Annotated in this window: 19 protein-coding genes and 1 riboswitch; of the genes, 16 read left to right on the forward strand and 3 right to left on the reverse strand. The window is 68.5% G+C overall.

What is annotated here, in order from left to right; translation table 11 throughout:
• The first annotated feature begins 141 nt into the window (after positions 1-141).
• Positions 142-441 (forward strand): hypothetical protein, encoded by a 300-nt coding sequence (locus EJO66_RS08520; protein ID WP_125965017.1) that lies wholly within the window; start codon positions 142-144, stop codon positions 439-441.
• Here EJO66_RS08520 and EJO66_RS08525 read toward each other — a convergent pair.
• The gene (locus EJO66_RS08525) at positions 401-2,131 is read right to left on the reverse strand and encodes a thiamine pyrophosphate-binding protein (RefSeq protein WP_125965018.1); all 1,731 of its coding nucleotides are present in this window, start codon (positions 2,129-2,131) and stop codon (positions 401-403) included. The two genes, EJO66_RS08520 and EJO66_RS08525, sit on opposite strands and share 41 nt — an antisense overlap.
• A gap of 93 nt (positions 2,132-2,224) precedes the next feature.
• Between EJO66_RS08525 and EJO66_RS08530 the strand changes: the two genes are divergently transcribed.
• The 9 genes from EJO66_RS08530 to arsC all read left to right on the forward strand — a co-directional run bounded on the left by EJO66_RS08530 (position 2,225) and on the right by arsC (position 10,560).
• Positions 2,225-2,881 carry a TetR/AcrR family transcriptional regulator gene (locus EJO66_RS08530; RefSeq protein ID WP_125965019.1) on the forward strand — a complete coding sequence of 219 codons (657 nt, stop codon included), beginning with the start codon at positions 2,225-2,227 and terminating at the stop codon, positions 2,879-2,881.
• Between the two features lie 142 nt (positions 2,882-3,023).
• Complete coding sequence (locus tag EJO66_RS08535; protein WP_125965020.1) at positions 3,024-4,007, forward strand: tripartite tricarboxylate transporter substrate binding protein; 984 nt, start codon at positions 3,024-3,026, stop codon at positions 4,005-4,007.
• A 41-nt stretch (positions 4,008-4,048) separates the two neighbouring features.
• Positions 4,049-5,212 carry a Gfo/Idh/MocA family protein gene (locus EJO66_RS08540; RefSeq protein WP_125965021.1) on the forward strand — a complete coding sequence of 388 codons (1,164 nt, stop codon included), beginning with the start codon at positions 4,049-4,051 and terminating at the stop codon, positions 5,210-5,212.
• Between the two features lie 13 nt (positions 5,213-5,225).
• Positions 5,226-6,413 carry a dihydrodipicolinate synthase family protein gene (locus EJO66_RS08545; protein WP_125965022.1) on the forward strand — a complete coding sequence of 396 codons (1,188 nt, stop codon included), beginning with the start codon at positions 5,226-5,228 and terminating at the stop codon, positions 6,411-6,413.
• Positions 6,414-6,421: 8 nt separating this feature from the next.
• On the forward strand, positions 6,422-7,300 hold the full coding sequence (locus EJO66_RS08550; protein WP_125965023.1) for a sugar phosphate isomerase/epimerase family protein: 879 nt from the start codon (positions 6,422-6,424) through the stop codon (positions 7,298-7,300).
• Between the two features lie 149 nt (positions 7,301-7,449).
• Positions 7,450-8,544: a DNA glycosylase AlkZ-like family protein gene (locus EJO66_RS08555; protein ID WP_125965024.1), complete on the forward strand. Its 1,095-nt coding sequence runs from the start codon at positions 7,450-7,452 to the stop codon at positions 8,542-8,544.
• A 120-nt stretch (positions 8,545-8,664) separates the two neighbouring features.
• A riboswitch (FMN riboswitch) is annotated at positions 8,665-8,834 on the forward strand.
• 97 nt (positions 8,835-8,931) lie between these two features.
• Positions 8,932-9,444 carry a 6,7-dimethyl-8-ribityllumazine synthase gene (locus EJO66_RS08560; protein ID WP_125965025.1) on the forward strand — a complete coding sequence of 171 codons (513 nt, stop codon included), beginning with the start codon at positions 8,932-8,934 and terminating at the stop codon, positions 9,442-9,444.
• 32 nt (positions 9,445-9,476) lie between these two features.
• The gene (locus EJO66_RS08565; RefSeq protein WP_125965026.1) at positions 9,477-10,166 is read left to right on the forward strand and encodes a glutathione S-transferase family protein; all 690 of its coding nucleotides are present in this window, start codon (positions 9,477-9,479) and stop codon (positions 10,164-10,166) included.
• A gap of 10 nt (positions 10,167-10,176) precedes the next feature.
• Entirely contained in the window at positions 10,177-10,560 is a 384-nt protein-coding gene (arsC, locus tag EJO66_RS08570; protein WP_124959316.1) for an arsenate reductase (glutaredoxin), read from the forward strand.
• Between the two features lie 16 nt (positions 10,561-10,576).
• Here the strand turns inward: arsC and EJO66_RS08575 are convergent, their stop codons facing one another.
• Positions 10,577-11,329, reverse strand: a complete 753-nt coding sequence (locus EJO66_RS08575) for a sulfite exporter TauE/SafE family protein (protein WP_124959315.1) — start codon at positions 11,327-11,329, stop codon at positions 10,577-10,579.
• 43 nt (positions 11,330-11,372) lie between these two features.
• Positions 11,373-12,626: an MFS transporter gene (locus EJO66_RS08580; RefSeq protein WP_124959314.1), complete on the reverse strand. Its 1,254-nt coding sequence runs from the start codon at positions 12,624-12,626 to the stop codon at positions 11,373-11,375.
• Between the two features lie 88 nt (positions 12,627-12,714).
• Here EJO66_RS08580 and EJO66_RS08585 point away from each other — a divergent pair, with 88 nt between their 5' ends.
• The 6 genes from EJO66_RS08585 to EJO66_RS08610 all read left to right on the forward strand — a co-directional run bounded on the left by EJO66_RS08585 (position 12,715) and on the right by EJO66_RS08610 (position 18,219).
• Entirely contained in the window at positions 12,715-13,557 is an 843-nt protein-coding gene (locus EJO66_RS08585; RefSeq protein ID WP_124959313.1) for an AraC family transcriptional regulator, read from the forward strand.
• 82 nt (positions 13,558-13,639) lie between these two features.
• Positions 13,640-14,356 (forward strand): phosphatase PAP2 family protein, encoded by a 717-nt coding sequence (locus EJO66_RS08590; protein WP_125965027.1) that lies wholly within the window; start codon positions 13,640-13,642, stop codon positions 14,354-14,356.
• Between the two features lie 93 nt (positions 14,357-14,449).
• On the forward strand, positions 14,450-14,692 hold the full coding sequence (locus tag EJO66_RS08595) for an acyl carrier protein (RefSeq protein WP_012746984.1): 243 nt from the start codon (positions 14,450-14,452) through the stop codon (positions 14,690-14,692).
• Positions 14,689-15,900, forward strand: a complete 1,212-nt coding sequence (locus EJO66_RS08600; RefSeq protein WP_125965028.1) for a beta-ketoacyl-[acyl-carrier-protein] synthase family protein — start codon at positions 14,689-14,691, stop codon at positions 15,898-15,900. The genes EJO66_RS08595 and EJO66_RS08600 overlap by 4 nt, the downstream gene beginning before the upstream one ends.
• A gap of 75 nt (positions 15,901-15,975) precedes the next feature.
• Entirely contained in the window at positions 15,976-16,398 is a 423-nt protein-coding gene (locus EJO66_RS08605; protein WP_240648548.1) for a DUF2501 domain-containing protein, read from the forward strand.
• Positions 16,399-16,485: 87 nt separating this feature from the next.
• A complete protein-coding gene (locus EJO66_RS08610; protein ID WP_125965030.1) occupies positions 16,486-18,219 on the forward strand; it encodes a SulP family inorganic anion transporter in 1,734 nt (577 codons plus the stop codon).
• The last annotated feature ends 26 nt before the right edge of the window (positions 18,220-18,245 follow it).

The following is an 18,245-nucleotide window of genomic DNA, read 5'->3' on the forward strand; positions in this document are numbered from 1 at the left end:
GCGTTGATCCAGAGCCTGACCGGTGCCTCAGCCGCCATGCCTGGCCCACCCGAGGTATCGATTGGCCCCGCGCCGCAAGCCGCAGGGCGCACCGCCGCCTAGCATCGGGTCCATCTTCCCGACGCCTTCAAAGGAACGCTCATGCAAGCCCAGGATGTTTTGCCCGACGGACAGGATTTCGTCACCAGAAACGGACTCCCGTTGCGCAAGGGATCGGTCGCCGCCTTTCTCGCGAACGTGCAATTGCTGCAGGACCCGGGCGCGAGCGCCGAGGCAAGGCAAGCTGCCGAACGCGACCTGGTCGCGTTGCTGCCCACCCTCGAAGCACTCGGCCTCTTCGAGGTGTTTGAGTTGCGCTCGCCCGCCCTGCGCGACAAGGTGGCCCGCCATCGCGCGGCGCTCATCGGCTCCGCTCCTGCTGCTGCTGAGCCACGCGCCTGATCGAGCCCAGCGTGCCGCGCGTGGTGATCACCTCGGGGTCCAGCGGGATCTCGATCAGCGTGCCTGTATCGGCCGCCAGCGCGCGCAGCAGCGCGGCCTCGAACTGCGCGGTTTCCGTCACGCGCTCGGCCGCGTAGCCGTAGGCCCGCGCGAGGCCGCAAAAGTCGGGGTTGCGCAGCGCGGTGCCGCTCTCGCGCTCGGGATACTCGCGCTCCTGGTGCATGCGGATGGTGCCGAACATGCCGTTGTTCAGCAGCACGATGATGCTCTTGCCTCCATGTTGCACAGCGGTCGCGAGCTCTTGCCCGGTCATCAGAAAATCGCCGTCGCCCGCAATCGTGAAGGCCACGCGTCCCGTCGCCAGGTTGGCCGCGATGCCCGCCGGCACGCCGTAGCCCATCGCGCCGCTGGTGGGTGCCAGCTGCGTCTTGTGGCCCTTTGCCAGGCCGTGGTAGCGGAAGTAGCGGTGCACCCAGCTCGCGAAGTTGCCGGCGCCGTTGGTGATGGCCGCATCGGGCGGCAGGTGCTTTTGCAGCAGCGCGACGACCGCCGCCATGTCGACCGGGCCGCGCGGCGTTTCGGCCGGCATGCCGGCGAGCGCCTGCGGCTCGAGGTTCGACTCATAGTCCGCATGGGCCTGCGCCGCCCATTCTTCCCATGGCAGCGTGGGCGGTGCGCTCAGCACCTCCAGGCTGCGCGCGGCGGCGCTCATGCCGGCATTGATGGCCAGGTCGGCCTGGTAGACGCGGTTGAGTTCCTCGGCGCTGGCGTGGATGTGCACCAGCCTTTGCCTGGCCTTCGGTGCCTCGAGCAGCGTATAGCCGCCGGTGGTCATCTCGCCGAGGCGCGGGCCGATGGCAAGGATCAGGTCGGCATCCTTGACGCGCTGCGCGAGCTTGGGGTTGATCGCAATCCCGACGTCGCCCGCGTACAGCGGATGGTGGTTGTCGAAGGTGTCCTGGAAGCGGAAGGCATTGGCCACCGGCAGCCGCCAGTTTTCGGCGAAGCGCTGCAGCGCCTGCGCGGCCTGCGCCGTCCAGCCGCCGCCGCCCGCGATCACCAGCGGCCGCTCGGACTTCAGCAGCAACTCGCGCAGCGTGCGCAGTGCCCCCGGGTCGCTCCACGGCTGGACCGCCTCCACGCGCTTCAGGGGCCGCGCCGCGGTCTGGCTGCGCAGCATGTCCTCGGGCAGCACCAGCACCACCGGCCCCGGACGGCCGTTCATTGCAGTGGCAAAGGCGCGCGCCACGTATTCGGGGATGCGATTCGCGTCGTCGATGCGCTCCACGCGCTTGGCAAAGCCCTTGGTGCCCGGGCCGAAGAAGCTGCCGTAGTCGACCTCCTGGAAGGCTTCGCGGTCGCGGAAGTCGCTGCCGACGTCGCCGACGAACAGCACCATCGGCGTCGAATCCTGGAACGCGGTGTGCACGCCGATCGATGCGTTGGTGGCGCCCGGCCCGCGCGTCACGAAGCACACGCCCGGGCGCCCCGTGAGCTTGCCGTGCGCCTCGGCCATGAAGGCCGCGCCGCCCTCCTGCCGGTTGACGATGAAGCGGGCCCGCTCGCGGTACGCATGAAAGCCGTCGAGCACCGCCAGGAAGCTCTCGCCCGGCACGCCGAACGCGATCTCCATGCCCTGCCCGACCAGGCATTCGACGATCAGGTGGCCGGCCGGTTGTGATGTACTCATGGGAAGTCGAACCTCAGCTGCAATGTCTCCGGCAATTATGTGCGCCCGCTCCCAACGCCTTGCGTTAATTCACCAGATGGTTAAATTCGCGCCATGAAAGCCGCCAAGGATCCCTTGCCTGAAACGGCCGAGCCGCGCTCGCGCGATGCCGACCGCTCGCAACTCGCCATCCTTGCGTCAGCGCGCGACGAATTCGCCCAGCGCGGCCTGGCCGGCGCGCGCATGGACAGCATCGCCGAGCGCGCAGGCCTGAACAAGCGCCTCATCTACTACTACTTCGGCAGCAAGGACGACCTGTTCCTCGCGGTGCTCGAACGCACCTACGCCGACATCCGGGAGGCCGAGCAGCAGCTGCACCTGGACGAGATCGACCCGGTCGAGGCCATCCGCCAGCTGGTTTCGTTCACCTGGCACTACTACCTGGAGCACCCCGAGTTCATCACGCTGCTGAACAGCGAGAACCTGCATTGCGCGGCGCACCTGAAGCGCTCCGAACGCATCCAGGAAATGAACTCGCCGCTGGTGCAGTTGCTCGACACGGTGCTCGAACGCGGCAAGCGCGACAAGCTGTTCCGCGCCGGGGTGGACCCGGTGCAGCTCTACATCTCGATCGCCTCGCTGTGCTACTTCTACCTCTCGAACAACCACACGCTGTCGGCCGTCTTCGGCCGTGACCTGCGCGCACCCAAGGCCATGGCGCAGCGCCTCTCGCACATGACCGACCTCGTGCTGGGCTACGTCCTGCACTGAGTCCGCGGGCAGGCTCCAGCTTCTCCGGGTATCTACCAATTCGCAGCGGTTGCGCTGCAGAGGCGGCCTTTCTAGAATCTCTAATTCACTTAATGGTGAATTAATCGACAAGACAAGGCGGCCCACCCGCACGGAGACAACCATGAAGCAACTTGTACGCACCACCGCACTGGCCACGCTCACCTGCCTCGCCGCCCTGATGCCAAGTCTGGCGTCGGCGCAGAACGGGTATCCCAACAAGCCGATCCGCGTGATCGTGCCGTTCGCGGCCGGCAGCACCACCGACATCATTGCGCGCGCCATTGCCGACAAGATGGGCCAGAGCATGGGCCAGACGCTGGTGGTGGACAACCGCGGCGGCGCCAGCGGCACCATCGGCCAGCAGGCGGTGGCCACGGCCGCGCCGGACGGCTACACGATCATGATCCACTCGTCGTCGCACACGGTCAGCCCCTCCACCTTCGCAAAGCTGCCTTTCGACACGGTGAACGACTTCGCCGGCGTGACGCCGATCTCGTCGCTGCCCAACGCACTGGTGATCTCGCCCGCCAAGGGCATCAGGACGCTGCAGGAGCTGGTCGCGGCGGCCAAGGCCAAGCCGGGCACCATCAACTTCGCGTCCGCGGGCCAGGGCAGCGCGACCCACCTCAACGCCGAAAAGTTCAAGCTGGCCGCAAAGATCGATGCGACCAACATCCCGTTCAAGGGTTCGGCCGAGGCCGTGACCGAAGTGCTGTCGGGCCGGGTCGACTACTACTTCTCGCCCATCGCGCCGGTCATCGGCCAGATCAAGGACGGCCAGCTGCTCGCACTGGCGGTGGGCTCGCCCAAGCGCGCCGCCGCCCTGCCCGACGTGCCGACCACCACCGAGGCCGGCGTGCCCGGCTCCGAGTTCAACTTCTGGATCGGCATGATGGCGCCGGCCAAGACGCCGCGCGACATCGTCAACCGCCTCAACGAGGAAGTCGTGAAGGCGCTGGCTTCGCCCGAGGTCAAGGAACGCTTCCTGAAGCTCGGCGCCGATGCGTGGACGCTCAAGCCCGAGCAGTTCGACGCCTACATCAAGGACGAAATCAAGTCCAACGCGACGCTGGTCAAGGCCGCCGGTCTGACGCCGGCGCAGTAATTCCTTCTCTTTCTCTCTCCAACCCTCTTTCAGCTGAAGACATGGCTACACAACGACTCGGAATCATCATGCACGGCGTCACCGGACGCATGGGCATGAACCAGCATTTGATCCGCTCCATCTGCGCGATCCGCGCGCAGGGCGGCGTCACGCTGTCGAACGGCGACAAGGCCATGCCCGACCCGATCCTCATCGGCCGCAACGCCGAGAAGATGGAAGCACTCGCCAAGGCCCACAACATTGCGCGCTGGGGCACCGACCTCGACGCGGCACTGGCCAACAAGGACGACACCATCTTCTTCGACGCCGGCACCACGCAGATGCGCCCTACGCTGCTGGCCAAGGCCATCCGCGCCGGCAAGCACGTCTACTGCGAGAAGCCCATCGCGACCAACCTGAACGAAGCGGTGGAGATCGCGCGCCTGGCCGAAGGCTCGGGCCTGAAGCACGGCGCGGTGCAGGACAAGCTCTTCCTGCCGGGCCTGCGCAAGCTCGACATGCTGCGCCGCGCGGGCTTCTTCGGCCGCATGCTCAGCGTGCGACTGGAGTTCGGCTACTGGGTGTTCGAGGGCGACCTGCAGCCCATCCAGCGCCCGAGCTGGAACTACCGCAAGGAAGACGGCGGCGGCATGATCCTGGACATGATGTGCCACTGGCGCTATGTGCTGGACAACCTGTTCGGCGAGGTGAAGTCGGTGTCGTGCATTGGCGCCACCCACATCCCCAAGCGCTGGGACGAAGCCGGCAAGCCCTACGAAGCCACCGCCGACGACGCGGCCTACGCCACCTGCGAACTCACGGGCCACAACGGCGAGCCGGTGATCGCGCAGATCAACATGAGCTGGGTCACGCGCGTGCGCCGCGACGACCTCGTGACCTTCCATGTCGACGGCACCGACGGCTCGGCCGTGGCGGGCCTGTCGAGCTGCCGCGCCCAGTCGCGTGTGGCCACGCCGCGCCCGGTGTGGAACCCGGACGAGAAGCAGACGATGAACTTCTTCGACCAGTGGCAGGAGATCCCGGATTCGCAGGTCTACGACAACGGCTTCAAGATCCAGTGGGAGCACTTCATTCGCCACGTGGTCGAGAACGAGCCCTACAAGTGGACGCTGCCCGAAGGCGCCAAGGGCGTGCAGCTGGTCGAGGCCGCGCTGGAGTCGTGGAAGGATCGCCGCTGGGTCGACGTGCCCGCGCTGAAGGTCTGAAGAAGAACAAGCCATGGCACTGACGCTGACCCTTCCCTCCACGAGCGGCTCGCTCGCGCCCTACGCCCTGCGCGGCACCGTGCCGGTGAAGCCCGCTGCGGGCGTGAAGTTCAACCGCATCGCCTACTCGGCCGCGCACGTGGTGGCCGACCCGCTGGCCGCGGTCGACCCGTGGCTGCAGGCCGCCGTCGACTGGGACGCGACCATCGCCTACCGCCGCCACCTGTTCTCGCTGGGCCTGGGCGTGGCCGAGGCGATGGACACCGCGCAGCGCGGCATGGGCCTGGACTGGCCGACCTCGCTCGAGCTGATCCGCCGTTCGCTCGACGCGGCGAAGGACGTGCCCGGCGCGCTGGTGGCCTCGGGCTGCGGCACCGACCACTTGAACCTCGACGACGTGAAGAGCGTCGACGACGTCATCCGCGGCTACGAAGAGCAGATGGCGGCCATCGAGGCGCTCGGCGGCAAGCTGATCGTGATGGCCAGCCGTGCGCTGGCGCGCGTGGCGAAGAGCCCCGCCGACTACGAGCGCGTGTACGACCGCATCCTGTCGCAGGCCAGGCAGCCGGTCGTGCTGCACTGGCTGGGCGAGATGTTCGATCCGGCGCTGGCCGGCTACTGGGGCACGAAAGACGTCGACGCCGCGATGGACACCGCGATCGGCATCATCGCGGCGCATCCCGACAAGGTCGACGGCATCAAGATCTCGCTGCTCGACAAGGAAAAGGAAATCGCGATGCGCCGGCGCCTGCCGCCGGGCGTTCGCATGTACACGGGCGACGACTTCAACTACGCCGAACTGATCGCCGGCGACGGCTTTGGCGATGAGCCGACACACGGCCAGAGCGACGCGCTGCTCGGCATCTTCGACGCCATCGCACCCGCGGCGAGCGCTGCACTGGGCGCATTGGCGCAAGGCAACACCGAGAAGTTCCACACGATCCTCGGCCCGACGGTGCCGCTGTCGCGCCACATCTTTGCGGCGCCCACGCGCTTCTACAAGACCGGCGTGGTGTTCATGGCCTGGCTCAACGGCCACCAGAAGCACTTCACCATGGTGGGCGGCCAGCAGAGCACGCGCTCGCTGCAGCACTTCGCCAAGCTGTTCCGGCTGGCCGATGCGGCCAACCTGCTGGAGCAGCCGGAGCTGGCTGTGCGGCGCATGAAGACGCTGCTTGCGCTGCACGGCGTGGAAGGCTGAGCCCGCTCATGCGTGACTTCTCGCAGAACCACGACTGGCTGTCGATCAACACTGCCACCATCCGCAAGCAACTGGGCGCCGAGGTGCCACTGGACCGCATCATCGACCAGTGCGCCGAGCGCGGCATCCGCGCAATCAGCCCCTGGCGCGACCAGGTGGCGGCGGTCGGGCTCGACAAGATCGCAAAGCAGCTGAAGGCGCACGGCATCGGCCTTTCGGGCTACTGCCGAGGCGGCTTCTTTCCGGCGGCCGACGCAGCGGGCCTCCAGGCCGCGCTCGACGACAACCGCCGCGCCATCGACGAGGCCAAGACGCTCGATGCGCCCTGCCTCGTGCTGGTGGTCGGCGCCCTGCCCGGCGCGCTCGAGGGCAAGCCCGCCCACAAGGACATCGCCCGCGCGCGCGGCGAGGTGCGCGAAGGCATTGCCGCATCGCTCGAATACGCGCGCGAAGTCGGCATGCCGCTGGCCATCGAGCCGCTGCACCCCATGCAGGCGGCCGACCGCGCCTGCATCAACACGCTCGAACACGCGCTCGACATCTGCGACGAGCTCGACGCGGGCAAGAGCGGCATGCTGGGCGTGGCGCTCGACATCTATCACGTCTGGTGGGACCCGAAGCTGCAGCAGCAGATCGCACGTGCCGGACGCGAGCGCCTGTTGGCGTACCACGTCTGCGACTGGCTCACGCCCACGCGCGACCTGCTCTCCGACCGCGGGATGATGGGCGACGGCGTGGTCGAGCTCAAGAAAATTCGAGGCTGGGTCGAAGCTGCAGGTTTCGCGGGCTTTAGCGAGGTCGAGATCTTTTCGAATCTCGACTGGTGGCAGCGGGCCGGAAGCGAAACACTCGACGTGTGCATCGAGCGGCACAAGCAAGCCGTTTGAATTCCGTTTGCGGACGGCGTATTCGGGGCGCGTGCACAGGCCCCCGGAGACTCCCTCCGCGAATGCCCCCGTCGGCGGGAGCGCGCCCTGAACAAAGCCGCCCGAACCGCGCCCCGAACAGCAGCGCCCACTTGTGCTGCAATCCGCCCATGGCTACCCCGACCCTCGACGACCTGCGCCGCTACGCCATAGCGCGCACCCTCTTCAAGCCGACGACGCTGCCAGGCGCGATCCGCCGGCTCGGCTTCGTGCAGGCCGACCCGATCCGCGCCCCCGCGCGCGCGCAGGACCTGACCTTGCGCCACCGTGTAAAGGACTACCGCGCGGGCGATCTCGAAAGCCGGTATACCCGCCTCGCCATCGAGGAAGACTGCCTCGTCAACTACGGCTTTTTGCCGCGCGAGCACCTGGCGCTGATGCATCCGCGCGAAGCCAGGCAGCCGTGGGACGCGGACACCCGCCGCAAGGCGGCCGACGTGCTGGCCTTCGTGCGCGAGCGCGGGCCGGTCCATCCGCGCGAAGTCGAACAGCACTTTGCGCACGGCAGCGTCAAGAACTACTGGGGCGGCTCGAGCAATGCGACGACGCGGCTGCTCGACGGCCTGCACTACCGCGGCATGCTGCGCGTGGTGCGGCGCGACAGCGGCACGCGCGTCTACGAGGCCGTGACGCATGTGCCGGCCGACGACAGCCCCGCCGGCCGCGCGCAACGCGCCGCCGCGCTGATCGACCTGGTGGTGCGCAAGTACGCGCCGCTGCCGGCCGCGAGCCTGACCTATCTCGTGCGGCTGCTCGGCTACGGTGCGCCGCATCTGTCGGCGCAGACGCAGGCCGCGCTGCGCCTGGCGCGCGACGAACGACTCGCGGGTTGCCGCATCGACGGCACCACCTGGTACTGGCCCGGCGATGAGAACCCGGCCTCGCGGCGCCATGCGCCCGACGATCAGGTGCGCCTGCTCGCGCCCTTCGACCCCGTGGTGTGGGACCGCCGCCGCTTCGAGCTGCTGTGGGGCTGGACGTACAAGTTCGAGGCCTACACGCCGGCGCCGAAGCGGCAGCTCGGCTACTACGCGCTGCCGATGCTCTGGCACGAGCGCGTGATCGGCTGGGCCAACATCACCGCGCCCGAAGGCCGGCTGCAGCCCGCGTTCGGCTATGCCGACCGCAAGCCCCGCGATGCGGTGTTCCGCGCGGCGCTCGATGACGAACTGCATCGCATGACGCAGTTCCTCGCGAAGCGCTGAGCCGCACGCATCCCGCGCGCAGCCAAAATCCCCCGCGCCGCCGAAGGTCTGGCGCGCGGGCGACAACCAGCGCCGCCGGCCGCCCCTAGAATCGCACCGTCGTCCGGCATGCCGGACGGCAAGCGTTCTCAGGGCGGGGCGAAACTCCCCACCGGCGGTAATGGCGGCTTCTTCGAGAGACGAGCCGCACGAGCCCGCGAGCGCCCAAGGCCTGCAATGGGCTGCGGGGTCAGCAGATATCGGTGCAATTCCGAAGCCGACGGTCACAGTCCGGATGAAAGAGAGCGCGAAATGCGGGCCGGCCCGCGCGCTTTGCATTGGAGCGCGCAGTCTGCCTTGCGGTTTCGTGCGCCCTGATTCAGGAAACCTGCTTTCAAGAGGCACACCATGAGTCAGATCAACGACCTTCCCCTTTCCGCCGTCAACACGCCGGGCAAGCCGCGCGGCGAGCGCATCGCCTTTGTCGAGGCGCAATGGCATTCCGACATCGTCCACCAGGCGCGCGACGCCTTCCTTGCCGAGATGGAGCGGCTCGGCGTGGCGCGCGAGCTGATCGACATCTTCGACGTGCCCGGCGCCTTCGAGATTCCGCTGCATGCCAAGCGGCTCGCCAACTCGGGCAGGTACGCGGCCATCGTGGGCTGCGCGCTGGTGGTGGATGGCGGCATCTACCGCCACGAGTTCGTGGCCGGCACCGTGGTCAGCACGCTGATGTCGCTGCAGCTCGAGACCGACGTGCCGATCTTCTCGGCCGTGCTCACGCCGCACCATTTCCATGAGCATGTGGAGCACCGCAAGTACTTCCACCGCCACTTCGCCGTCAAGGGCACCGAAGTGGCCGAGGCCTGCGTGAAGACGCTCGAAGGCCTGAAGAAGGTCGACGCCTTGCTGGCCGCGTGACAAGCGGCACGCTGCTGCAGTAATCTGGGCGGATGGCTGCTTCTTCATCCGCTTCTTCGAACGACCGCTACACCCTCTACGGCGCGCCCGGCTCGGGCGCCACGCCGGTCCATGCGGCGCTGACGCTGATCGGCGCGCAGGTCGACACTGTCGACGTCTCGCCCTGGGAGGGGGAATCCGAGCGCGAGCGCGTCTCGGGCATCAACCCGATGCGGCAGGTGCCCGCGATCGTGCTGCCTTCGGGCGAGGTGATGACCGAGAGCGCGGCCATCCTGATCTGGCTCGGCGACCGCTATCCCGAAGCCGGCCTCTGCCCCGCGCCGGGCGATCCGCTGCGCGCGCGCTACCTGCGATGGATGGTCTACCTGCCGGCGGCCATCTATTCGCTCTACTGGGTGCGCGACGACCCCACGCGCTTCACGCCCGATCCTGCGGCGCAGGCCGTGATGCTCGAACGCACGGCCGAGCGCATTGCGCACTGCTGGCACCTGATGGACACGCAGATCGAAGAGCCCGCACCCTACCTGCTCGGCGAGAAGATCAGCATGCTCGATCTCTACGTGACCGTGCTGTCGCGCTGGACGCCGAAGCGCAGGCGCTTCTACCGCGAGGCGCCACGCATGGCCCGGGTGGTGCGGCGCGTGGATGCCGATCCGCGCCTGGCCGACTTCTGGGCGGCGCGCTTTCCCTTCACGATGGACCAGGAAACGCAGAAAGACTGACGACAACGCCATGGCCGCACGCACCCCGACCACCGCCTATCCGATGACCATCTTCCACAAGCCCAACTGCAGCACCTCACGCAACGTGCTGGGCCTGATCCGCGAGAGCGGCGTGGAACCCGAGATCGTCCTGTACCTGGAGACGCCGCCCTCGAAGAAGAAGCTGCGCGAATTGGCCAAGGCCATGGGCCTGGGCGCGCGCGACCTGCTGCGCACAAAGGAAGCGCCCTACGAAGAACTGAAGCTGGCCGACCCGAAGTGGAGCGACGACCAGCTGTTCGACTTCATCGCCGCGAACCCGATCCTGCTGCAGCGCCCGATCGTCGTCTCGCCGCGCGGCACGCTGATGTGCCGTCCCTGGGAGCGCGTGCGCGAGATCCTGCCCACGGCGTGAACGCAGTTGCCGCGGCTCAGCCGCGCTGCAGCAGCGCAGGCACTCCCGAGGCCAGCATCGCCGCGCCCGAGGCGGTCAGCAGGCCCAGCACCAGCTTGCGGAATGCCGCCTCGCTGATGCCGATGTAGAGCCGCGCGCCCAGCAGCACCGGCACGGCGACGGCCAGCGCCACCAGCCCCAGCATCGGCAGCGTCGAGCGCGCGATGCTGCCGTTCGCGAGGTGGAGCGCGAACGCCACCGCGAGCATCGAGAGGTTGAAGTTCTGGATCACCGCGCGCTGCGTGTCGCGCTGGAAGCCGCGCAGTGTGCACCAGAGCGTGGGAATGGTGCCGGAGAAGCCGCCGATGCCGGCCATGGCCCCGCCGATGGTGCCGGCGATGCCATCCGCAAAGCGTCCACCGAAGGCGATCTTCGGCAGGTGCTGCGACATCAGCATCGCAGGGCACCACAGCACCAGCAGCACACCGAGGCAGACCTTGAAGAGCACAAGGTCGAGGTGCGGCAGCAGCCAGACGCCGAAGGGCACGCCGACCAGCCCGCCGAGCACGAACGGCCACAGCACATGCCGGTCGAAAGCGCGGCGCACCGTGACGGCGGCAATCACCTGCCCGGTGAGCGCGCCGAACAGCGAGAGCACGGCGGCCAGCTGCGGCTCCAGGATCCAGGCCCAGACGGACATCGCCACCAGGCCGAACGCAAAGCCCGAGAGGCCCTGCACGAAACCCGCCAGCACGGCGCCGGCGATCACATACACATACAGGGCCTGCATGCGGTCGATGATATCGGCCGCGTGCAGCGCACAGCCTCGGCTGTCAAGCCGAGGCCGGCACCAGCGCCGTGCGGCGCACCCGCGTCACGTTGAAGGCGCTGGCAATCAGCACGGCCTGCACCAGCGCCAGGCCCGCGATCACGCTCGTGTACTGGCCATGGTCCATCAACCGGCCGAACACCAGCGGCGCCAGGGCCTGGCCGATGTCCAGGCCCGCGTACACCACGCCGTAGACGCGGCCGGTGGCGTTCGGCGGCGTCGAGCGCTTGACCAGCAGGTCGCGCGAGGGCCCCGCGACGCCCGACACGAACCCCATGGCGCCGAACAGCACCGGCACCATCACCGGCGGAAACTGCGCAAAGGCCAGCACCAGCGCCAGCGCGGCCGCCACCCCGAAGCCGATGCCCACGATGCGTTCGCAGCGCGACGGGTCCGAGGCCAGGAAGCCGCCCGCCACCATGCCGGCCGCGCTCGCCACCATGTAGACCGTGAGGCACACCGCCACCAGCGCCACCGGAACCGCGTGCAGGTGGCCGGCCGCTACCGGCGCGAAGGTCTGCACCACGCTGATCACGACGGCATAGAAGAAAAAGAAGCCGAAGCACATCCACACGGCCGGAATGCGCAGGAAGTCGAACTCGCCGCCGATGGGTGCCGGCTCGCCGTGCCCGGTCGCCTTGTGCACCGCCTTCACGTCCAGCGCCAGCACGCTGCGGTAGGCCCAGAGCACCAGCAGCACCACGATGGCCAGCGCACCAGCCGAGGCCAGCGCCACGCGCCACGAAAAGGCGATGGCGATCGGCACCACGAAGGCCGGCGCCAGCGCCCAGCCGAGGCTGCCGGTGATGCCGTGCACGCTGTAGGCGTGGCCAAGCCGCGTCGGCGCCACCTTGCGGTTGAAGAGCGTGTAGTCGACCGGGTGGAACACGCCGTTGCCGATGCCGCCCACGACGGCGCACAGCAGCAGCATCCAGTAGCTCTGTGCCAGCGCATAGCCGAAAGCCGCCAGGGCCAGCGCGCCCAGCCCCACGAACAGCACCGGCCGCGGACCCAGCTTGTCGACGACGAAGCCCGAGGCCGCCTGCACGATGCACGAGACCACGAAGAACACCGTCAGCACCGCGCCCAGCTCGGTGTAGCTCACGTTGAACGCGTCTTTCAGCCAAGGGAAGAGCGGCGCCAGGATCAGCTGGCTGAAGTGGCTGATGGCGTGGGCCAGGCCGACCAGGCCAATGAGCTGGGCGTCGCCGCGCAAGCTGGTGGAAGAGGTGGCAGTCGGGGAGGAAGGGGAAGACATGGATTGCTACAAAAAACCGCGCAGGCACCGATGCTATGCCCGCTCGCCGCGGCAGAATGGCGATACAGCGACAACATTTGTCGAAACCATGCCAAGCGCCGTTTCACTCCCTTCCCCGGTCACCAGCGTCGCCTCGCTCACGCCGCATCTCTACGCACCCGACGCGGTCAGGCCGCTGCGCGCCAAGGAACATTTCCTGAGCGCCGACACCTTCGTCGAGCTGCACCAGCACCCCTGGCCGCAGCTCACTTTCTCGACCCGGGGCGTGATCCGGCTCAGCACGCAGGACGGCAGCTACATCGTGCCGCCGTCGCGCGCGGTCTGGGTGCCGGCCAACATGCCGCACAGCATCATGCTGATCGAGGATGCCGAACTGCGCACCGTGTACCTGCACGCCTGGCTCGGCCCGCCCTGGGAAAAATGCGAGGTGCTCGAGATCAGCCCGCTGCTGCGCGCGCTGATGCTTGCGCTCGACACCACGCCCGACGGCCTGCCGCCGGCCGACCCGCACGCGCCGCAGCGCGAACGCATGATCGCCCCGCTGCTGGTGGACGAACTCGAGCGCGCCACGCAGATCCGCATCGACGTGCCGCTGCCGTCCGACAAGCGGCTGCGCCAGCTGTGCGAGACGCTGCTGCGCAACCCGGCCGACCGCGCCACGCTGGCCGAGCGCGCCGCCGCCATCGGCGCCAGCGAGCGCACCGTGGCGCGGCTGTTCCGAGACCAGCTCGGCATGAGCTGGCAGCAGTGGCGGCAGCAGGCCGTGATGGCGCATGCGCTGCCACTGCTGGCGCGCGGCATGGCCGTGAGCCAGGTGGCGGCGGCCAGCGGCTATGCCACCGACAGCGCGTTCTGCGCCATGTTCAAGGCTGCCACCGGACGCTCGCCCACTTCCTTCCAGCACAGGAAGCGATCCGCCGCGCTCGCCTGAATTGCGCCGTACACGTACAGTCACGGCGCTCTGGCAAGATCGGCCGGCCGACGAAAACCACGGACCACCGACCCACCTTCCCATGGCGCCCCTTCCGCGAACGCACAGCCCCCAGACCTGGACCGCAGACATCGGCCTGCGCATTCGCCGCCTCTTCTGGCTCAAGGCGATCGGCACCACGGTCTTCACGTGGCTCTTCTTCATCGGCTACTTCCACATGCTGCGCAACCCGGCCTACCCGGTCGTGGTGATGCCGCTCACGGCGCTGGACCACCTGATTGCATTCCAGCCCTACACACTGGGCGCCTACCTCTCGCTGTGGGTCTACGTGGGCGTCGCGCCCGGCCTGCAGCCGAACTTCCGCGAGCTGGTGGTCTACGGCCTGTGGATCGGCGCGCTGTGCCTGACGGGGCTGGGCATCTTCTATTTCTGGCCGACGCAGATACCGCCGCTGGCCATCGACGTGTCGGGCTATCCCGGCTTTGCGATGCTGCAGGGCGTGGATGCCGCGGGCAACGCCTGCCCCTCGATGCATGTGGCCGTGGCCATCTTCACGGCCATCCGGCTGGACCATGTGCTGCGCGAGGCGCGCACGCCGGTCTTTCTTCGCCTTGCCAACTGGCTGTGGTTTGCCGCCATTGCGTACTCGACGCTGGCCGTCAAGCAGCATGTGGTGCTCGACGCACTGGCCGGCGCGCTGCTGGGAATGGCCTTCGCGCTCCCTTCGCTGCGCTGGCGGCCGGAGGGCATGCGCCGAGGCAATACCCTGGTGGGAGCGGATATCATTGGCCATCACTGACCCACAAGCCGAGCGAGGAAGGGGTCGATCCCATGGCGCGCCCCGAGGGCGGCGATCGATCAGCGGCCGGCACACGACAACAGGCATCGCACGATGAGTTCGCTGAAGGAATTGCAGGACCTGATCCACGAGAAGTACGGTATCGAACCGTCAAAACTCGACCCCAACGCATCGATGCGCGAGACCGGCGGGCTCGACTCGCTGGCATTGGCCGAGTTCCTGTTTGCCATCGAAGACCACTTCGGCATCACCATGCCCGACGAAGACGCCAACATCGACACCCTGAACGAGCTGGCGGTGCTGGTCGACAAGGTCAGGGCCGCGAAGACAGCGTGAAGCACGAGGTCTGCGTCACGGGACTGGGCGTCGTGGCGCCGCACGGCGACGAGCCCGGCGCGCTGTTCCAGGCCCTGCTCGACGGCCAGTCGGCCATCCGGCCGATCTTCCCCGAACTGCCCAAGCCCGCCGCCGCGGCCTTGGTGGCCTTCGACGAAACACGCTGGTTCACCAAGCTGCAGCTCGCCGGCGTCGACCGTGTGAGCCAGCTCGCGGTGGCCGCCGCCGACCTCGCGCTGCGCGATGCCGGTCTTGCCGCCCACAACGACGCCGATCCCGAGCGTGTCGGCGTCTACGCCGGCTGCGGCATGGGCGGCGCCGCGGCGCTCGAGGCCGCCTACCGCGGCAACGGGCGGGTGTCTCCGCTCACCATTCCCGCCTTCATGCCCAACGCGCCCGCCGCCCACGTGGCCATGCGCCAGGGCGTGCAGGGGCCGGTGCTGACCTACTCGGTCGCCTGCGCCTCGTCGTCGGTGGCCATTGCCGAAGCGGCCAAGGCCATCGAGCGCGGCGAAGTCGACATGGCCATTGCCGGCGGCAGCGAAGCGCTGATCGTGCCGGGCGTGGTGCTGGCCTGGCAGGCCATGCAGACCCTGGCCAGCTTCCAGCCCGGCGAAGCGGCCGGCGCGGTGCGGCCCTTCGCGAGCGACCGCAGCGGCTTTGCACTGGGCGAAGGCGCGGCCTTCCTGGTGCTCGAATCCGCCGAACGCGCGCGCGGCCGCGGCGCCCGCAGCTACGCCAGGCTGGCCGGCTGGGGCCTCGGCAGCGACGCCACCCATCTCACCAAGCCCGACGCACCCGGCCAGGCGCGCGCGCTGCGCCAGGCCCTGCGGCAGGCCGGTCTCGCGCCGCGCGACGTGGGCTACTGCAATGCGCACGGCACGGCCACGCGCATCGGCGACGTGGTCGAGCGCAACGCATTGGCCGATGTGTGGGGTGCCGATCTCGACGGCCTGCGCGTCAGTTCCACCAAGGCCCTGCACGGCCACATGCTCGGGGCCGCGGGCGCCATCGAGGCGCTGGTCACGGTGCTGGCGCTGCACCGCCGCCAGTTGCCGCCGAATGCGAACTGCAGCGAAGTCGATCCGGCCTGCCGCCTGAACCTCGTCACGCAGCCAGACACCAGCGCGCCAAATATCGAAGCGGCCATGAGCAACTCCTTCGCATTCGGCGGCACGAATTCGGTGCTGCTCTTCCGCCGCCCGTGAATCCGGGGTTCCGTCGGGGGTATGCTGACGATGGAATCTTCGATCAATCACCTCGACAAACGGGAGTTCGTCATCATGCGTTTTCGCACCGCACTGATTTCCATCGCGCTGGTTGCGGCCAGTGTCTCGGCCTCGGCCCAGTCGGACCTGCTCGGCAAGTTCAAGGACCAGATGGGCTCCTCGGGCGGCAGTTCGGCCCTCGGCGAGAACCTCGGCTTCAAGATGCCCGCGATCGGCTCCAGCACCATGGGCAATGCGGCCGGCGTGCTGCAGTACTGCGTCAAGAACAACTATCTCGGCGGCGATGCGGCCTCGGTGAAGGACAAACTGCTGGCGAAGATCACCGGCCAGAAGCAGCAGGAAACCGGCTTCGCGAGCGGCGCCAAGGGACTGCTCAAGGGCGGCGACGGCAAGACGCTGAACTTCAAGATGCTCTCGTCGAAGGTGAAGGAGAAGGCCTGCGACTACGTGCTCAAGAACGCGAGTTCGCTGGTCTAGGCACTCTCCATGCGCGCGGCCCGAACGGCCGCGCAAGTTCCCGCCCGCGGTGGCGCAGGACAATCGCCAGCAAGCCACCCACCATCCATGAATCCGGCAGCCACCCCCTCCTCCCCTTCCTCCCTGCGCCAGCGCATCGCGCGCTGGGTTCCCTGCCTGGCCTGGCCCCGTCCTTCCGCGGCGCTGCTGCGCAACGAGGCAACCGCTGGCATCACGGTGGCGCTGATGGTCCTTCCGCAGGGCGTGGCCTATGCGGCGCTGGCGGGCATGCCGCTGGTCACCGGCGTGTATGCGGCGCTGTTTCCGGCGCTCATCGCGGTGATCTTCAGCTCGTCGCAGCGGCTGTCGGTAGGGCCCACGGCGCTCACCAGCCTGCTGGTGGGTGCATCGCTCGCGCCGCTGGCGGTGCCCGGCAGCGCCGAATGGGTGGAAATGGCGGTGTGGCTCACGCTGATGTCGGGCGCGATCCAGATCGTGCTGGGCATCGGGCGCTTCGGCTGGCTGCTGCGGCTGGTCAACTCGCCGGTGCTGATCGGCTTCACGCAGGGCGCGGCGGTGCTGATCGCCATTTCGCAGCTGCCGGCGCTGCTCGGCTTCACGGGGCGCACCCTTCCCCAGGTGCTGCAGGGCGGGCCGCCGCCCGACCTGGTCGCCATCGCCTTCGGACTCGGCAGCATCGCCGTGCTGTGGCTCGGCAAGCGGCTCGCGCCGCGCTTCCCGACCACCATGGCGCTGGTGGCGGGCGCCGCGGCCATCAGCTGGAGCGTCAACTACGCATTGCGCGGCGGGGCCGTGGTGGGCAGCCTGCCTTCGGGCCTGCCTTCCTTCTACTGGCCGGGCCTGCTGCCGCTGAACACGTTCAGCGCGCTGGTGCTGCCCGCGCTGATGATCACGCTCGTGAGCTTTCTCGAGACCGCGTCGAGCGCCAAGGTCGACAACGCGCGCGCCGGCACGCTCTGGAACGAGAACCAGGACCTGATCGGCCAGGGCCTGGCCAAGCTGGCCTCAGGCTTCACGGGCGCCTTTCCCACCAGCTCGTCGTTCTCGCGCTCGGCCATCACGCTGTATGCGGGCGCCCAGACCGGCTGGGCCACGCTGTTCAGCGTGGTGGTGGTGGCCGGCGCGCTGCTGTGGCTGATGCCGCTGCTCTATCACGTGCCGCAGGCGGTGCTGGCGGCGGTGGTGGTCACGGCCATCCTGGGGCTGGTCAAGCCGGCGAGCTTCGTCGCGCTCTGGCGCGTGTCGCGCATCGAGGCGGGCATTTCGTTCGGCACCTTCGTGCTGACCATTGCCACGGCACCGAGCATCTACTGGGGCGTGCTGGGCGGCCTGCTCGCGAGCCTGGCGCACTACATGTACCGCCACCTGCATCCGCGCATCATCGAGGTGGGCCTGCATCCCGACGGCAGCCTGCGCGACCGCAACCTCTGGAAGCTGCCGCCGCTGGCACCGCAGCTCTATGCGCTGCGCATGGATGCCGAGCTCGACTTCGCTTCGGCCTCCACGCTCGAACGCGCGCTCACGACCGCGCTGGCCGAGCGCCCCGAACTCACCGACGTGTGCCTCTTTGCGCAGCCCATCAACCGCATCGACATCACGGGCGCCGAAGTGTTCGGCTCGATCCGCCGGATGATGGAAGCCAAGGGCGTGCGCCTGCACCTGAGCGGCCTGAAGCTGCCGGCCATGCAGGTGCTGGAGCGCGCCGGCCTGCTCGCACCGGGGCCGATGCTCTTCAGCTACCGCACCGACGGCGAGGCGCTGGCGGCGCTGACGCAGCAGGCCGACGCGCCGCCGCTGCCGCAGGGCGACGACGGCAGCTGAACGAAGGCCCCGGGCGGCCGCGCCAT

This window comes from Variovorax beijingensis (assembly GCF_003951285.1).
GTDB lineage: Bacteria > Pseudomonadota > Gammaproteobacteria > Burkholderiales > Burkholderiaceae_C > Variovorax > Variovorax beijingensis.

Bases quoted from the DNA above. Each gene is read 5' to 3' on its own strand.
- EJO66_RS08520 (WP_125965017.1), top strand. From the start codon at position 142: ATGCAAGCCCAGGATGTTTTGCCCGACGGACAGGATTTCGTCACCAGA.
- EJO66_RS08525 (WP_125965018.1), bottom strand. From the start codon at position 2,131: ATGAGTACATCACAACCGGCCGGCCACCTGATCGTCGAATGCCTGGTC.
- EJO66_RS08530 (WP_125965019.1), top strand. From the start codon at position 2,225: ATGAAAGCCGCCAAGGATCCCTTGCCTGAAACGGCCGAGCCGCGCTCG.
- EJO66_RS08535 (WP_125965020.1), top strand. From the start codon at position 3,024: ATGAAGCAACTTGTACGCACCACCGCACTGGCCACGCTCACCTGCCTC.
- EJO66_RS08540 (WP_125965021.1), top strand. From the start codon at position 4,049: ATGGCTACACAACGACTCGGAATCATCATGCACGGCGTCACCGGACGC.
- EJO66_RS08545 (WP_125965022.1), top strand. From the start codon at position 5,226: ATGGCACTGACGCTGACCCTTCCCTCCACGAGCGGCTCGCTCGCGCCC.
- EJO66_RS08550 (WP_125965023.1), top strand. From the start codon at position 6,422: ATGCGTGACTTCTCGCAGAACCACGACTGGCTGTCGATCAACACTGCC.
- EJO66_RS08555 (WP_125965024.1), top strand. From the start codon at position 7,450: ATGGCTACCCCGACCCTCGACGACCTGCGCCGCTACGCCATAGCGCGC.
- EJO66_RS08560 (WP_125965025.1), top strand. From the start codon at position 8,932: ATGAGTCAGATCAACGACCTTCCCCTTTCCGCCGTCAACACGCCGGGC.
- EJO66_RS08565 (WP_125965026.1), top strand. From the start codon at position 9,477: ATGGCTGCTTCTTCATCCGCTTCTTCGAACGACCGCTACACCCTCTAC.
- arsC (WP_124959316.1), top strand. From the start codon at position 10,177: ATGGCCGCACGCACCCCGACCACCGCCTATCCGATGACCATCTTCCAC.
- EJO66_RS08575 (WP_124959315.1), bottom strand. From the start codon at position 11,329: ATGCAGGCCCTGTATGTGTATGTGATCGCCGGCGCCGTGCTGGCGGGT.
- EJO66_RS08580 (WP_124959314.1), bottom strand. From the start codon at position 12,626: ATGTCTTCCCCTTCCTCCCCGACTGCCACCTCTTCCACCAGCTTGCGC.
- EJO66_RS08585 (WP_124959313.1), top strand. From the start codon at position 12,715: ATGCCAAGCGCCGTTTCACTCCCTTCCCCGGTCACCAGCGTCGCCTCG.
- EJO66_RS08590 (WP_125965027.1), top strand. From the start codon at position 13,640: ATGGCGCCCCTTCCGCGAACGCACAGCCCCCAGACCTGGACCGCAGAC.
- EJO66_RS08595 (WP_012746984.1), top strand. From the start codon at position 14,450: ATGAGTTCGCTGAAGGAATTGCAGGACCTGATCCACGAGAAGTACGGT.
- EJO66_RS08605 (WP_240648548.1), top strand. From the start codon at position 15,976: ATGCGTTTTCGCACCGCACTGATTTCCATCGCGCTGGTTGCGGCCAGT.
- EJO66_RS08610 (WP_125965030.1), top strand. From the start codon at position 16,486: ATGAATCCGGCAGCCACCCCCTCCTCCCCTTCCTCCCTGCGCCAGCGC.